The organism is Microbacterium sp. B35-04, from assembly GCF_010634885.1.
Classification (GTDB): domain Bacteria; phylum Actinomycetota; class Actinomycetes; order Actinomycetales; family Microbacteriaceae; genus Microbacterium.
Genome location: NZ_MWLP01000048.1, coordinates 28,525 through 43,218, shown reverse-complemented (window position 1 = coordinate 43,218; position 14,694 = coordinate 28,525). Strand labels below are relative to the sequence as shown.

The 14,694-nt window shown below is 70.0% G+C and carries 15 protein-coding genes; 10 read left to right on the top strand and 5 right to left on the bottom strand.

The window, feature by feature from the left end; genetic code table 11:
- Positions 1-35: 35 nt before the first annotated feature.
- On the bottom strand, positions 36-911 hold the full coding sequence (locus B1729_RS12715; protein WP_163617064.1) for a PAC2 family protein: 876 nt from the start codon (positions 909-911) through the stop codon (positions 36-38).
- Positions 912-1,003: 92 nt separating this feature from the next.
- Between B1729_RS12715 and B1729_RS12710 the strand changes: the two genes are divergently transcribed.
- From B1729_RS12710 to lnt, 9 genes are all read left to right on the top strand, one after another.
- The gene (locus B1729_RS12710; protein WP_204318916.1) at positions 1,004-1,717 is read left to right on the top strand and encodes an HAD family phosphatase; all 714 of its coding nucleotides are present in this window, start codon (positions 1,004-1,006) and stop codon (positions 1,715-1,717) included.
- Entirely contained in the window at positions 1,714-2,730 is a 1,017-nt protein-coding gene (locus tag B1729_RS12705; protein WP_163617065.1) for a tRNA (adenine-N1)-methyltransferase, read from the top strand. Before B1729_RS12710 ends, B1729_RS12705 begins: the two co-directional genes overlap by 4 nt.
- 9 nt (positions 2,731-2,739) lie before the next feature.
- Positions 2,740-3,702 (top strand): FKBP-type peptidyl-prolyl cis-trans isomerase, encoded by a 963-nt coding sequence (locus B1729_RS12700; protein WP_163633045.1) that lies wholly within the window; start codon positions 2,740-2,742, stop codon positions 3,700-3,702.
- 46 nt (positions 3,703-3,748) lie between these two features.
- Positions 3,749-4,744, top strand: a complete 996-nt coding sequence (locus B1729_RS12695) for a WYL domain-containing protein (RefSeq protein ID WP_163633043.1) — start codon at positions 3,749-3,751, stop codon at positions 4,742-4,744.
- Between the two features lie 16 nt (positions 4,745-4,760).
- Positions 4,761-5,723, top strand: a complete 963-nt coding sequence (locus tag B1729_RS12690) for a WYL domain-containing protein (RefSeq protein ID WP_163617068.1) — start codon at positions 4,761-4,763, stop codon at positions 5,721-5,723.
- A 66-nt stretch (positions 5,724-5,789) separates the two neighbouring features.
- Complete coding sequence (gene tatA / locus B1729_RS12685; protein ID WP_163617069.1) at positions 5,790-6,038, top strand: twin-arginine translocase TatA/TatE family subunit; 249 nt, start codon at positions 5,790-5,792, stop codon at positions 6,036-6,038.
- Positions 6,039-6,104: 66 nt separating this feature from the next.
- Positions 6,105-6,872 (top strand): twin-arginine translocase subunit TatC, encoded by a 768-nt coding sequence (gene tatC / locus B1729_RS12680; RefSeq protein WP_163633041.1) that lies wholly within the window; start codon positions 6,105-6,107, stop codon positions 6,870-6,872.
- Positions 6,869-9,409, top strand: coding sequence for a DEAD/DEAH box helicase (locus B1729_RS12675; protein WP_163633039.1), 2,541 nt, complete (start codon positions 6,869-6,871; stop codon positions 9,407-9,409). Before tatC ends, B1729_RS12675 begins: the two co-directional genes overlap by 4 nt.
- A 70-nt stretch (positions 9,410-9,479) precedes the next feature.
- A complete protein-coding gene (lnt, locus tag B1729_RS12670; protein WP_239539626.1) occupies positions 9,480-11,063 on the top strand; it encodes an apolipoprotein N-acyltransferase in 1,584 nt (527 codons plus the stop codon).
- A gap of 24 nt (positions 11,064-11,087) precedes the next feature.
- Here the strand turns inward: lnt and B1729_RS12665 are convergent, their stop codons facing one another.
- The 4 genes from B1729_RS12665 to B1729_RS12650 all read right to left on the bottom strand — a co-directional run bounded on the left by B1729_RS12665 (position 11,088) and on the right by B1729_RS12650 (position 13,875).
- Positions 11,088-11,471, bottom strand: coding sequence for an RNA polymerase-binding protein RbpA (locus B1729_RS12665; RefSeq protein WP_163617072.1), 384 nt, complete (start codon positions 11,469-11,471; stop codon positions 11,088-11,090).
- 126 nt (positions 11,472-11,597) lie between these two features.
- Positions 11,598-12,374, bottom strand: coding sequence for a glycerophosphodiester phosphodiesterase family protein (locus B1729_RS12660; protein ID WP_163633037.1), 777 nt, complete (start codon positions 12,372-12,374; stop codon positions 11,598-11,600).
- The gene (locus B1729_RS12655) at positions 12,371-13,384 is read right to left on the bottom strand and encodes an SPFH domain-containing protein (protein WP_239525725.1); all 1,014 of its coding nucleotides are present in this window, start codon (positions 13,382-13,384) and stop codon (positions 12,371-12,373) included. The genes B1729_RS12660 and B1729_RS12655 overlap by 4 nt, the downstream gene beginning before the upstream one ends.
- Positions 13,381-13,875 (bottom strand): NfeD family protein, encoded by a 495-nt coding sequence (locus B1729_RS12650; RefSeq protein WP_204318914.1) that lies wholly within the window; start codon positions 13,873-13,875, stop codon positions 13,381-13,383. The genes B1729_RS12655 and B1729_RS12650 overlap by 4 nt, the downstream gene beginning before the upstream one ends.
- A gap of 42 nt (positions 13,876-13,917) precedes the next feature.
- On the opposite strand from B1729_RS12650, the gene B1729_RS12645 reads away from it, so the two are divergent.
- On the top strand, positions 13,918-14,691 hold the full coding sequence (locus tag B1729_RS12645) for an SDR family oxidoreductase (protein ID WP_163617074.1): 774 nt from the start codon (positions 13,918-13,920) through the stop codon (positions 14,689-14,691).
- Positions 14,692-14,694 lie beyond the last annotated feature (3 nt).

Here is a 14,694-nt window from a genome sequence, read left to right as displayed (position 1 = left end):
GCTCGCTCAACGACCGATAGCGCCGCGGATGCCGCTCAGCGGCGCGGGTCGTCGCGGCCCGGCTTGTTCGGCCCTTCGCCCGGCTTGCCGTCGGAGCGGCGGAGGTAGCGCTCGAACTCCTGCGCGATCGCGTCGCCCGAGGCCTCGGGCGAATCCCACGTGTCGCGCGTGCGCTCGAGCTGGCGGATGTAGTCGGTCATCTCCTCATCGTCCGCGGCGGCCGCGTCGATGGATGCCTCCCAGGCCGCAGCCTCGGTCGCGAGGTCGCCGCGCGGCACCGGCGCGCCGGTGAGGTCTTCGAGCTTGTCGAGCAGCGCGAGCGTCGCCTTGGGCGACGGGGTGTGACCGGCGACGTAGTGCGGCACGCTGGCCCAGAGGCTCGCCGTCGGGATGCCGGCGCGCTCCGCCGCATCTCCGAGCACGCTGAGGATTCCGACCGGCCCCTCGTACGAGCTGCGCTCGAGCTCGAGCGTGGTGCGGAGGTTCTCGTTGTCGCTGCCGGCAAACACCGAGATCGGGCGCGTGTGCGGCACGTCCGACATCATCGAGCCGATCGCGATGAAGCCGGTGATGTCCTCCCGCAACGCGATGTCGATGAACTCGGACGAGAACGCCTGCCAGGCGCGGGCCGGCTCGACACCCGTGAGCAGCCACAGCTGTGTGCCGCGGGTCGCGCGAGCGGGGCGGAGCAGCGAGGCCTCGGGCCAGCGGAGAGCGCGTCGGCCGTCGCCGTCGGCGGCGATGTGCGGACGCGTGTACTGGTAGTCGAAGTACAGCTCGGGATCCACCGAGAACACGGTCTCGTACGAGCCGCCCTCGCGCAGCTGCGTGATCGCGGAGGACGCGGCTTCGCCCGCGTCATTCCATCCGTCGAACGCAGCGACGAGAACACGACGACCCAGTCCGTCCACGGGACCCCCTCCGCCCGCATCGGCCGCAGGCTCCCTCCAGGATATGCCCCCCTCTCGACGGAGGGCCGGAGACCCGTCGGTAGGATTGCACGGTGAATGCGCCTCCTCTTGCCGCCGTCCTCTGGGACATGGACGGAACCCTGGTCGACACCGAGTCCTATTGGATGGCGGCGGAGACGACGTTGGTCGAGAGCTTCGGCGGCACCTGGTCGCACGAGCAGGCGCTGCAGCTCGTCGGTGCGGGACTGGAGGACTCGGCGAGCATCTTCCAAGCCGAGGGTGTTCGCATGGGCGTCCGCGACATCGTCGACCATCTGACCGACGATGTGATGCGCCAGCTGGCCACCACGGGCGTGCCGTTCCGCCCCGGCGCTCGCGAACTACTGGCGGATCTGCGCGCGAACGGCGTGAAGACGGCGCTGGTGACGATGTCGCTGAGTCGGATGGCGCGGGCAGTCGTGGATCTGATCGACTTCGACGCTTTCGATGTCGTCATCGCCGGCGACGACGCGACGCGCCCGAAGCCGTTCCCCGATGCCTACCTGCAGGCGTGCGAACTCCTCGGGGTCAGCCCGGGAGACGCCGTCGCGATCGAGGACTCGTCGACGGGCGTGCGCGCGGCGGTCGCATCAGGTGCGTCGGTGATCGGCGTGCCGCTCATGGTGTCGCTGACCGGGGCCGGCGCACACGCGGTGTGGGACACCCTCGACGGGCGAACCGTCGACGACCTCGCCGCCTTCCACCAGTCGCACCGCGCGCGGTTGCGCGCCGGCGGCGCCAACGACGTCGAGGAGAATGCGCGATGACCGACGAGATCACCCGACCGAGCGGCCCGTTCCGCCTCGGCGATCGCGTGCAGCTCACGGGCCCGAAGGGCCGCCTGCACACCATCACGCTGCGCGAGGACGGCGAGCTGCACACGCATCACGGCGTGCTCAAGCACACGCAGCTCATCGGCCAGCCGGACGGCTCCGTGGTCGCCAACAGCGGCGGCCACGAGTATCTGGCGCTGCGCCCGCTGCTGCGCGACTTCGTGATGTCGATGCCGCGCGGCGCCGCGATCGTGTACCCGAAGGATGCCGCGCAGATCCTCGCCGAGGCCGACATCTTCCCGGGGGCCACGGTGGTCGAGGCCGGCGTCGGCTCCGGAGCGCTGTCGCTGTGGCTCCTGCGGGCGATCGGCGCCACCGGGCGCCTTGTGTCGTTCGAGCGCCGAGACGACTTCGCAGCCGTCGCCCGCGCGAACGTCGAGACGTTCATCGGAGAGGTGCCCCCGAACTGGGACGTGGTCGTCGGCGATCTGGCCGAGGAGCTGACCGATGCGGTGGCCGCGGCATCCGTCGACCGCGTCGTTCTCGACATGCTGGCGCCGTGGGAGTGCATCGATGCGGTCGCCGATGCCCTCACACCCGGCGGCGTGGTGGTCTGCTATGTCGCCACCGCGACGCAGTTGAGCCGCGTCGCGGAGTACATCCGCGGCACCGGGCTCTTCACCGAACCCGACGCGAACGAGACCATCGTCAGGGGCTGGCACGTCGAGGGACTCGCGGTGCGTCCCGACCACCGCATGGTCGCGCACACCGGCTTTCTCATCTGGGCGCGCCGGCTGGCGCCGGGCGCCGTCGCCCCCGAGGTCAAGCGCCGGGCGTCGAAGTCGAGCTACGGCGACCAGGACGTCGAGCTCTGGACGCCCGGCGCGGTCGGCGATCGGCAGATCACCGACAAGAACCTGCGCAAGCGCGTCCGCGAGGCGGAGCGCGCGGCCGAGGGCGCCCGCCAGGCGGCTGGGCGTTCAGACGCCCCCGACGAGTCCGCCTAAACTGATCCGGTGCGCAAGATCCCCGCTGCCCTCGTTGTCCTGGGACTGGTGACCGTCGGCCTGACCGGATGCTCGCTGCCCGGCTCGTCCGACTGCTCCCGTCCCGCTGTCTCCGACGCCGACGTGATGGAGCTCATCGACGTCACGGGCGACAGCAGCGACCAGCCCGAGGTCGACATGTACACGCCGCTGCACGCGCCGCAGCTGGCCTACGAGGACGTGGTGACCGGCGAGGGCACCGCGATCACCGTGCAGAACCAGCTCATGGTCGTCGACGTCGCCCTGTTCAGCGGTGCCACCGGCGAGCCGATCGTCGCCACCGCCTACGACGGCGATCTGTCGACCGTCTCGTCCCCGTCGCAGTGGACCACGAACTTCCCCGGCTTCGAAGACGCGCTGCAGTGTGCGACCGAGGGCTCGCGTGTCGCGGTCGCCCTCTCACCCGACGACATGGCGGAGGGCGTCGCGCAGGGGTTCGGACTGACGGAGGATGACACCGCGGTGGCGGTCATCGACGTCCGCAAGGTCTACCTCGCGGCCGCCGACGGTCAAAACCAGTTCAACAGCGGATTCGGGCTGCCCAGCGTCGTGCGCGCGCCCGACGGCCGGCCCGGCCTGATCATCCCCGATGGCGCCCCGCCGGAGGACGTGGTCGTCCAGACGCTCAAGAAGGGCACCGGTGAGACGGTGACCGGTGACCAGCCGGTGCGCGTCCACTACACCGGCGTCGTCTGGGGCGAGGACGAGGCCTTCGACAGCAGCTGGGACGGCGAGCCCGCGTCGCTGACGCTCGACGGCGTCGTCCCCGGCTTCGCCCAGGCCCTCGAGGGCCAGACGGTGGGTTCGCAGGTCATGGTGGTGGTGCCCCCCGACCAGGGATACGGCGATCAGGCGCAGGGCGCGATCCCGGCGGACTCGACGCTCGTGTTCGTGATCGACATCCTCGGTCTGGACGTCGCACCCGAGGAGTGACCCGGGGGTTCGGCTGCCGTGCCGCGCGCGGCCCTAAGATAGCTGGGTGCCCGCCACTGCCGCCGCGAAGATCCCACCCGAGGAGCGCCTCGTCAACCTCGTGGTGGCCCTCATCGCGACCGACCAGGGGCTGACGAAGGACACCATCCTGACCTCCGTCGCGGGTTACCGCGAGCAGAGTGAGGCCGGGGCATCCAAGGATGCGCTCGAGAAGATGTTCGAGCGCGACAAGGAGTCGCTGCGCGGTCTCGGCGTGCCGATCGAGACGATCGGCGACTGGGTCGACCCCGACGACCTGCGCGAGGCGCGATACCGCGTGCCCACCGCCGAGTATGAGCTTCCCGAAGACATCGAGTTCACTCCTGCCGAGCTGGCGCTGCTGACCCTTGCGGGCGGGGTATGGAGTCAGAGCTCCATGTCGGACGACGCGCGCGGCGGGCTGCGCAAGATCCGGGCGCTCGGCGACCTCGTCGACGAGCCGATCATCGGCTTCTCACCCCGCCTCAGTCTGCGCGATCCCGCCTTTCCCGCGCTGCAGCAGGCGATCGAGTCCAGCCGCGTCGTCACCTTCCCGTACCTCAAGCCGGGGGAGGACGCGCCGCGCACGCGCCGCATCCAGCCACTGGCGCTGATCGAGTACGAGGGCCGATGGCACGTGTTCGGCATCGATCTCGACGTCCACGCCGATCGCACCTTCCTCCTCCAGCGCATCGTCGGGCCGGTCTCGCTCACGCGCGCGTCGTTCGACCCTGCGCTCCGCGAGGGAGCCGGAGACCGCGCCCTCGCCGGTCTCGACGAGGTCGCCGCGCGCAACTCCGCCCTCCTGGAGGTCAACCCCGGCACCGAGGCTGCACTGCGGCTCGCCCGCCGGGCGCAACCGGCCGAGCAGGGAATCCGCGTGCCGTACGTCGATGCCCACATCTTCGCCGACGAGCTCGCCTCGTACGGGCCGGAGGTGCGCGTCGTCGCACCGGTGGAGCTGCGCGATCGCGTGATCGATCGCCTCGCCGCCACCCGTGCGCTGCACGAGGGGGCGGCATGAACGCGGGGAGCCTGTCATGACCGCGAAGCGGCCGCTCGTCGCGACTGATCGCGCCGCCCTCATGCTGCAGCTCGTGCCGTACCTCATCGGCAAGGGGGAGGTCTCGCTCGCCGATGCCGCCGCCGAGTTCGACGTGTCACCCGAGCAGATGCGCTCCATGGTCGAGAAGCTCACCGTCATCGGCCTGCCCGGTGACCGGGGCTACTGGCAGATGTCGAACGACCTGTTCGACATCGACTGGGACCTCCTCGACGAGCGCGACCTCATCGTCATCACGAACGCGGTCGGTCTGGAGCGGTCCCCGAAGCTCACCGCCCGCGAGGCGGCCGCGCTGCTCGCGGGGCTGCAGCTGGCTCGCTCCATCCCGGGCGTGGGCGACACCGAGCTCTATGCCGCTCTCCTCGCGAAACTCTCTCGCGGAGCCTCCGGCACCCCTGCCGAGGTGATCCTCGCCCCGGAGCCGGTCGACGCGGTGCGCGACCTCGTGGCCGACGCCCTGAGGCGGGGTGTTGCGGTCTCCTTCACGTACAAGGCCCCCGATGCCGGTCCCACAACCCGCACCGTCGATCCCGTCAAGGTGCACATCGCCAGCGGGCAGTGGTACCTGCAGGGCTGGTGCCATCTCCGAGAGGCGATGCGCACGTTCCACCTCGATCGGGTGAGCGACCTGGAGCTCACCGGCATCCCGAGCACTCACGCGGGGGAGCAGGCGCCGGACTGGTTCGACACCGACGCCGGCGACGTGGTCGCCCGCATCCGCTTCGCGGAGGATGTCGCACCGCTGCTGGGCGACTACCTCGACCGCGCGACGCTCGCGACATCCGACGGCGTCACGATCGCGACGATGCGCGTCGCGGACGAACTGAGCCTGCGGCGCCTCGCCGCGCGCCGGGGCGGCGCCGTCGAGGTGCTCGAACCCGCCGCCGCGCGACGTGCGGTCGCCGACTGGGCCGAAGCCGGATTGGCGCAGTACCGGTGAGCGCGGCTCGGAGCCGTCGCGACAGGGTTACACTGGACCACATCCGCACCGACAAGGAGACTCCGCATGGGCGCATTCGGATGGCCGCATCTTCTGATCATCCTCGCGGTGATCCTGCTCCTCTTCGGGGCTGCGAAGCTCCCGGCCCTCGCCAAGAGCGTCGGTCAGTCCGCCCGGGTGTTCAAGGGTGAGATGAAGGCGATGAAGGACGAGGACGCCTCGGGCAAGCCGAAGGCCGAGAATGTGGCGTCGGAGACCCCGAAGGCCGACATTCCCGCGAGCCCGAGCAGCAGCACCGCAGACCCGTCCTCCTGACCCGGCGTGGTCACCACGGAGCCACCGCGCATCGGGGAGCCCGAGCAGCCTCGGCGCGATAGGCGCATGTCGCTCGGCGGGCACCTGCGCGAACTGCGGAAGCGATTCTTCATCGCTGCGGCCGGCCTCGTCGTCGGCATGGTCATCGCCTTCCTCATCAGCGGCTGGGTGATCGACCTGCTCGCGCAGCCGATCGTGCAGATCGCAAAGGAGCGGGGCGAGCAGGACATCGCCCTCAACTTCACGACCGTCGCGAGTGGTTTCGACCTGCACATGCGGATCGCCTTCGCGATCGGCCTGCTGATCTCGGCGCCGGTGTGGCTGTGGCAGATCTGGGCGTTCATCATGCCCGGGCTCACCCGCAAGGAGGTCCGCCACACCATCGGCTTCCTCGGGGCCGCGATCCCGCTGTTCATGGCCGGCCTCTACGTCGGCTGGCTCATCATGCCGCACATGGTCGTGCTGATGGCGAACTTCGTGCCCAACGACCAGGGCATCGCCCAGTTCTACGACTACGCCACGTACTACGACTTCGTCTTCAAGCTGCTGCTCGTGATCGGGGTGTCCTTCGTGACCCCGGTCTTCCTGGTCGCCCTGAACCTCGCCGGGGTTGTGTCGGGCCGCGACATCCTCAAGGGGTGGCGCGTGGCGATCATCATCATCACCGTCTTCGCGGCCATGGCGACCCCTGCCGCCGACGTCACCTCGATGCTGCTTCTCGGCGGCATCCTGTGCGTGCTGTACTTCGCCGCGGTCGGCCTGTCCATGCTGTTCGACCGGCGCAAGGCGAAGCGCGACAGGGCCGCAGGGCTCCTTCCGCCCAAGGTGTCGTGAGCGACCCCGCTCCCGCTGAGCGCTACGCGCGCGCGAGCGACGCCGCCCGGCTCGACCGCACGCACCCGCTCACGGCCGCGTTCGCGGCGGCGCAGCGGTTCACGCTCGACCCGTTCCAGATCGAGGGGTGCCGCGCGCTCGAAGACGGCCGCAGCGTGCTGGTCGCCGCGCCCACCGGCGCGGGCAAGACCATCGTCGGCGAGTTCGCCGTGCACCTGGCGATGCAGACGCCCGGAGACAAGGCGTTCTACACGACGCCGATGAAGGCGCTGTCGAACCAGAAGTTCCGTGAGCTCCAGGACGTCTACGGGCCCGACGATGTCGGCCTCCTCACCGGCGACACGAACATCAACGGCAACGCGCGCATCGTCGTCATGACGACCGAGGTGCTGCGCAACATGCTCTACGCCGATTCCCCGGCGCTGCGAGGCCTGAGGTACGTCGTCATGGACGAGGTGCACTACCTCGCCGACCGCTTCCGCGGCGCCGTGTGGGAGGAGGTCATCATCCACCTCGCGCCGAGCGTACGGCTGGTGTCGCTGTCGGCGACCGTGTCGAACGCCGAGGAGTTCGGCGACTGGCTCGACACGGTGCGCGGGGGCAGCGACGGCAACCCCGCGGTAGAGGTCATCGTCTCCGAGACGCGCCCGGTGCCGCTCGAGCAGCACGTGCTCGTGAGAGGCGACCTGCTGCCGCTGTTCGACGACCGCGCCGGCATCGCGACCGCGCAGGTGAACCAGGAGCTGATGCGCATCCGGTCGTTCAAGGGCTCGAACTTCGAGAACAACCGGCGCGCGCAGCAGCTGCGCAGCAGCGACCGCGGCGAACGCGCTCACTACGCGGGCGGCGGATACGAGGCATCCCGTCGTCGTCCGAGCCGCGGCAACAAGCGCCCGGTGCGCTCGGCGAACGTGCAGCGCATCGAGCGGCTCGATCGCCCCGACGTCGTCGAGCTGCTGTCGCGGGCGAACCTGCTGCCCGCCATCTTCTTCATCTTCAGCCGGGTCGGCTGCGACGCGGCCGTGCAGCAGGTCCGGCGCGCCGGCGTACGGCTGACGTCGCAGGACGAGCGGCTCGAGATCCGGGCCGTCATCGAGGAGCGCACCCGCAGCCTGCTCGAAGAGGACCTCGCGGTGCTGGGCTTCTGGGAATGGCGTGAGAACCTCGAGCGCGGCGTCGCGTCCCATCACGCGGGGCTGCTGCCGGCCTTCAAGGAGGTCGTCGAGGAGCTGTTCCAGCGCAAACTCGTGAAGGTCGTGTTCGCCACCGAGACGCTGGCGCTCGGCATCAACATGCCCGCCCGCACGGTCGTGCTGGAGAAGCTCGAGAAGTTCAACGGCGAGGCGCGCGTCGCGATCACCTCGGGGGAGTACACCCAGCTCACCGGACGCGCCGGACGCCGGGGCATCGACGTCGAGGGTCACGCGGTGGTCCAGTGGACTGAGGCCCTCGACCCGCAGGCCGTCGCCGCGCTCGCGTCGCGGCGCACCTATCCACTGAACTCCAGCTTCCGCCCGACGTACAACATGGCTGTCAACCTCATCGACCAGTTCGGCCGGGCGAGAGCCCGCGAGATCCTCGAGTCGTCGTTCGCGCAGTTCCAGGCGGATCGTGCCGTGGTGGGGCTCGCTCGGCAGGTGCGCGAGCAGGAGGAGTCGCTCGCCGGGTACGAGAAGGCGATGACGTGCGACCGCGGCGACTTCGCGGAGTACTCGGGCATCCGTCGTGAGCTGAGCGACCTCGAGAAGGTGAACCGCAAGGACGTCAGCGCCGCACGGCGCACCCGCGACGAGCGGCAGCGCCGCATCGCGAGCCTGCGCAAGCGCATGCTGCGGCATCCGTGCCATCAGTGCCCCGATCGGGAGCATCATGCGCGGTGGGCCGAGCGCTACTGGAAGCTCAAGCGCGAGATCGACAAGATCCGCCGTCAGATCGATACCCGCACCGGCACGGTGGCGCGCATCTTCGATCGTGTTGTCGATGTGCTCGCCGCACTCGAGTACGTCGCGGTCGCCGACGACGGGGCGACGACGCTCACCCCATCGGGGCGCACGATGCGCCGCATCTACGGGGAACGCGATCTGCTGGTCGCGGAGTCGCTGCGCCGCGGGATCTGGAAGGACCTGGATGCCGCCTCCCTCGCGGCGCTCGCCTGCTCGCTGGTGTACGAGCCGCGGCGGGACGACGCCGGTCCGGGGGAGCGGGGTCTGCCTCGCGGCGCCTTCCGGCCCGCCTTCGACGCCACGATCTCGCTGTGGCAGGAACTCCAGGACCTGGAGGAGGAGAACCGCCTTCCCGGGACCGAGCCGGTCTCGGCCGGTCTGGCGCTCGCGATGCACTCCTGGGCACGCGGCGGCACGCTCGACCGGGTGCTGACCGAGGCCGACATGGCGGCGGGAGACTTCGTGCGCTGGGCGAAGCAGACGATCGACCTGCTCGACCAGCTGTCGATCGTCGCCGACCAGCCGATCGCCGGCACGGCACGCAGGGCGCTGGATGCCGTACGGCGGGGCATCGTCGCGTACTCCACCGTCTAAAGCCCTTCGACAAGGTCAGAGACCGGGTACGGGCAAAGGGTCGCCGTCAGGCTCGCCTAGGGTGGAATCCGTGCCACCCGACGCGCCGTCCCGTCCGCCGCTGCCGCGCCCGCTGCTGCCTCTCTGGGCCGCCGTGGCGGTATCGGGGATCGGCGGGGCGCTCTTGGACGTCGCCCTCCCGTCGCTGGCGTGGTGGCCGATGGCGTGGGTGTCCGTTGCGCTGGCGCTGGTGGCACTCGTCGGCCGACGCGTCGGCGCTGCCTTGCTCACCGGCCTGGTCTTCGGCCTCGCTTTCTACCTGCTCAACCTCGACTTCACGGCGGCCTGGGTCGGGCCGATTCCGTGGCTGGCGCTGTCGGGCTTGGAGGCGCTGATCGTCGCCGGCGGCGCGGTGCTCATCGCCTTGGCCTATCGGTGGGTGCCGCGAGCGGTGCCACGCCGGGGCCGGGTGCTGGTGACATCTCTCCTGGTCGCGGGGCTGTGGACCGCGCGGGAGGCGGTGACCGGCGGATTCCCCTACGGAGGCTTCCCCTGGGGACGGGTGGGAACCTCACAGGTGAACGGTCCCTTTGCAGAGGTCGTCTCGTGGACGGGCACCGCGGGCCTGACGTTCCTCGTGACAGCCGTCGTCGCGGCCGCGGTGGAGCTGGTCCGTGCGCCCCGGCGCAGAGGCCGCAGTATCCGGTGGCTCCTGCCGGTCGCCGTGCTCGCGCTGGTCGCCACGGCGATGCTGGTCGTCCCGGCCTGGGCGACCACGCCGGCCGGCACCATGCGCGTGGCCAGTGTGCAGGGCAACGGCCCGGCAGGCTACTTCGACGTGCGCGATGCGGGCGACGTGCTGGAGTCGCAGTACGACGCGACCAAGCCGCTGTTCGGCTCCGAGGACGTCGACGTCGTGCTGTGGCCGGAGGGAAGCGTCGACCTCGACCCCGAAGGCTCGGTCGCCGCCGCGGCTGCGCTGGACCGGGTCACGCGGCAGCTGGGAGCGCCGCTGGTGGCGAACCGGGTCGACCAGCGCGGCGAGGAGGAGTACTTCAACATGTCGTTCCTGTGGCGGGACGGCACAGGGATCGAGCAGACGTACGACAAGCGCAATCCCGTGCCCTTCGGCGAGTACGTGCCGGATCGCGAGTTCTACGACGCGATCGCCCCCGACCTCATCGGCATGATCGGCCGAGACTACACGCCGGGCACCAACGCGCCCGTCTTCGACATCGACGGCACCATCGCGGGTCTGGCCATCTGCTTCGACGTGATCTACGACGCGCTCGTCTGGGAAGGCGCCGCGGAAGGCGCCGAGGTCTACCTGTTCCAGACCAACAACGCCGACTTCCGCGGCACCGACGAGAACTTGCAGCAGCTCGCCGTCGCGCGGCTGCGCGCCATCGAGACCGGTCGCGCGGTCGTGAACCTCTCGACGGTCGGCACGAGCCAGGTGATCGCACCGGACGGCACCACCATCGACGGGCTCGTGGCGGATGCGCCCGGGCACATGCTCACCGACGTGCCGCTGCGGACCGGCCTCACGCCCGCCGTGGTGATCGGGGCATGGATCAACGCCACCTTGTCGTGGGGCAGCGTGATCGTGCTCGCCGGCCTCGGGGTGTTCGCGCGCCTTCGCCCCCGCGGGGACACGAAAACGCCGGCCCCGTAGGGCCGGCGTCGCGTGGATCGCGGCTCAGGCGCTGAGCTTGTCCGCCGTGACGTTCTCGCCTGCTCCGCGGCGGGCACGGACGTAGGCGAGGCGCTCTTCCAGGAGCTCTTCGAGCTCGGGAAGCGTGCGGCGCTCCAGCAGCATGTCCCAGTGGCTGCGCGGGGTCTTGTCGCCGGAGTGATCGACGGTCGCGGTGCCGTCGCCCACGCGCAGCAGCGCCTCGGCGCCGCACGTGCGGCACTCCCAGGCGGGCGGAACCTCGGCGTCGGCCGCAAAGGTCAAAGTCGTGTCACGTCCACACACGGTGCAGGTGTACATGTGCTGTGCGCGTTCATGGAACACGACGCCCTCTTCGCTCTGTAGGCTCTGGGCGCCGAGTCGGATGCCGCGCAGACTGCGGTCTGCCATTTTGTGGTCCTCTCGTCGCTGTATAGGTATAACGAAGTGACCTGAGCGGATCATCCGAAGCACCCCCGTTCATCGACCTTTCACAGTGGATGCACAGCGGGGCAGACGCCCGGCCACCGGGTCGTGCTAGGTGAGTGCGGCCAGCGCGACGTCCGCCCGGTCGGTGACGATGCCGTCGACGCCCATCGCGACGAGTCGGCGCATGTCGTCGGGCTCGTTGACGGTCCAGACGTGCACTTCGACGCCGTGCCGATGGGCGGCGGCGATGAGCCTGGGCGTGACGATCCGCAGGCGCCCCTGGCGCTCCGGAACCTGCAGCGCGTCGATGCCGGCAAGGGCATGGGCGACGAGCCGGTCCGACCGCGCCGCGACGGCCGCGAGCACGCGGGCGATGGCGCCACGACCGCCGGAGGTCGCGGGGCGCACCGTGCTGTTGGTGGCGGCCGCCGCGAGCAGCGCGGCTCGCCGACGTTCGTCCGAGAAACTCGTCACCAAGACGCGATCGGCGAAGGGCGCGACAGTCGTGCCGACGGCGGATGCGGCATCCGTCGCCTTCACGTCGAGGTTGAACCTCAGAGTCGGAAAGGCGTCGAGAGCCTGCGCCAGCGTGATCAGTCCGCCGCGGCCCGTCATGAGGTGTTCGAGCTCGCGCGCGGAGACGTCGGCGACCTTGCGCGGGTCGCCCGTCACGCGCGACAGATCGTCATCGTGGAAGAGCACCACCGTGCCGTCGGCGGTGAGGTGGCAGTCCGACTCCACATAGAGAGCGCCGGCGGAGTGCGCGGCGGCCACGGCGGCGAAGGAGTTCTCGACGACGCCGCTGTGCGCGGCCTCCGGCGTGACGAGCCCGCGGTGCGCGAGAACGCGCGGCGTCGCGACGCCGGCGAACCACGGGTGGGTCACGGGGTGGGCGGGGTGACTGCCGGCGGCGGGCCGCCCAGTGCAGGACCACTCGAGGCGGCACCGCTAGACGCGGCACCCGTGGACTGCCCACGACCCTTGGCGGCGGCATCCGTCATCACACCGGCGAACGACCCCGTCAGACCTTTGAGCGCCTCGGTGAACTCGCTCGGGATGATCCAGAGCTTGCTCGACGCGCTGTCGGCGATCTTCGGCAGGGTCTGCAGGTACTGGTATGCCAGCAGCTTGTCGTCGGGGTTGCCCGAGTGGATCGCGTCGAAGACGGTCTGGATCGCCTCGGCCTCGCCCTGCGCGCGCAGCACCGCGGCCTGCTTGTCGCCCTCGGCCTTGAGGATCTCGGCCTGCCGGCGGCCCTCGGCCTCGAGGATCTGCGACTGCTTCGAGCCTTCGGCGGTGAGGATCGTCGCGCGACGCTCACGCTCGGCGCGCATCTGCTTCTCCATCGAGTCCTGGATCGAGTGCGGCGGGTCGATCGCCTTCAGCTCCACGCGGGAGACGCGGATGCCCCACTTGCCCGTGGCCTCGTCGAGCACGACGCGCAGCTGCCCGTTGATGTTGTCGCGGCTGGTGAGGGCCTCTTCGAGGTTCAGCCCACCGACGACGTTGCGGAGCGTCGTGGTGGTGAGCTGCTCGACGGCACCCAGGTAGTTCGCGATCTCGTAGGTGGCGGCGCGGGCGTCGGTGACCTGGAAATAGACCACGGTGTCGATCGACACGACGAGGTTGTCCTCGGTGATCACCGGCTGTGGCGGGAACGAGACGACCTGCTCGCGCATGTCGATGAGCGGGCGCAGCCGGTCGATGAAGGGGACGAGCAGGTTGAGGCCCGGCATGAGGGTCTTGTGATAGCGGCCGAGGCGCTCGACGACGCCGGAGCTGGCCTGCGGGATGATCCGGATGGAGCGGAAGATCACGACCAGCACGAAGATGAAGACCGCGATCGCGAGAATCCATCCGATCGCGGTGGGGATGACCGAGCTGACGTCGTTCATGCGAGCGGGTCCTCAGGTGTGGGGGGAAGGGGAGTGGGGGAGTCGGAGCGGACCACCGCCGTCGCGCCCTCGATGCGGTTCACCCGCACAGGCGTGCCGGGGTCGAGGTCGCCGGACTCGGTCCGGGCGGTCCAGATGTCGCCGTTGGCGAGCTTGACCTGCCCGCCGTGTGCGCCGATGGAGGAGATGACGGTGCCCCGCAGGCCGATGAGGGCATCGATGTTGGACGGGGTCGGGTCCTCCCCGCGTCGGAGCCGCCGCAGCAAGGGGGGCCGCAGCACGAGCAGGAGGATCGCGGAGACAGCGGCGGCGATGATCACCTGCAGCCAGATCGGTGCTCCCAGCAGGTCGGCGACCAGGCCCGCCAGCCCGCCGATGCTCAGCATCAGGAATGTGAAATCGAGCGTCAGCATCTCGATCACGAGGAAGACCAGGATCAGCACCAGCCAGCCGATCCACGCCCACTGTTCGACGGTCTCGATGAGCTCCACGATGCGCCTCCTGAGCTCGAACCTAGCAGGTAGTGTCTACACGTGACTGAGACATCCACACCGCTTCCCGAGAGCTCGCTGAGCGGCAAGACCGCCCTCGTGACAGGCTCGTCCCGCGGCATCGGAGCCGACACCGCGCGCTACCTCGCGCAGGCAGGCGCGAACGTCGTCATCAACTACCGCAACAAGGCGCCGCGGGCCGAGAAGCTCGCGACGGAGCTGCGCGACCTCGGCGTGCAGGTGCTGGTGGTCGGTGCAGATCTCACGGATGCGGCATCCGTCCAGGCGATGATCGACGAGGTCGCCCGCACGTTCGGCACCCTCGACATCCTCGTGCTCAACGCGTCAGGCGGCATGGAGTCCGGCATGGCAGAGGACTACGCGCTGCTGCTCAACCGCGATGCGCAGGTGAGCGTCCTCGAGACCGCGCTGCCGCTGCTGGGTGAGGGCTCGCGCGTCGTCTTCGTGACGAGTCACCAGGCGCACTTCATCCGCACGACGCCGACGATGCCCGAGTACGAGCCGGTCGCGCTCTCCAAGCGCGCCGGCGAGGACGCACTGCGCGAGCGCATTCCGGCGCTGACCGAGCGCGGTGTCGAGTTCGTGGTCGTCTCGGGCGACATGATCGAAGGCACCATCACCGCGACGCTGCTCGAGCGTGCGAACCCGGGTGCGATCGCCGCCCGTCGCGAGGACGCGGGCAAGCTCTACAACGTGTCGGAGTTCGCCGCCGAGGTCGCCCTCGCCGCGCTCGAGCCGGTGCCCGCCGACAACACGCGTCTGGTCGGCGACGTCGCGTCCTTCGGGACGGAGTGATCG

Coding starts and splice junctions, on each gene's coding strand:
- B1729_RS12705 (WP_163617065.1), top strand. CDS start 1,714: ATGACCGACGAGATCACCCGACCGAGCGGCCCGTTCCGCCTCGGCGAT.
- B1729_RS12690 (WP_163617068.1), top strand. CDS start 4,761: ATGACCGCGAAGCGGCCGCTCGTCGCGACTGATCGCGCCGCCCTCATG.
- tatA (WP_163617069.1), top strand. CDS start 5,790: ATGGGCGCATTCGGATGGCCGCATCTTCTGATCATCCTCGCGGTGATC.
- tatC (WP_163633041.1), top strand. CDS start 6,105: ATGTCGCTCGGCGGGCACCTGCGCGAACTGCGGAAGCGATTCTTCATC.
- B1729_RS12665 (WP_163617072.1), bottom strand. CDS start 11,471: ATGGCAGACCGCAGTCTGCGCGGCATCCGACTCGGCGCCCAGAGCCTA.
- B1729_RS12655 (WP_239525725.1), bottom strand. CDS start 13,384: ATGAACGACGTCAGCTCGGTCATCCCCACCGCGATCGGATGGATTCTC.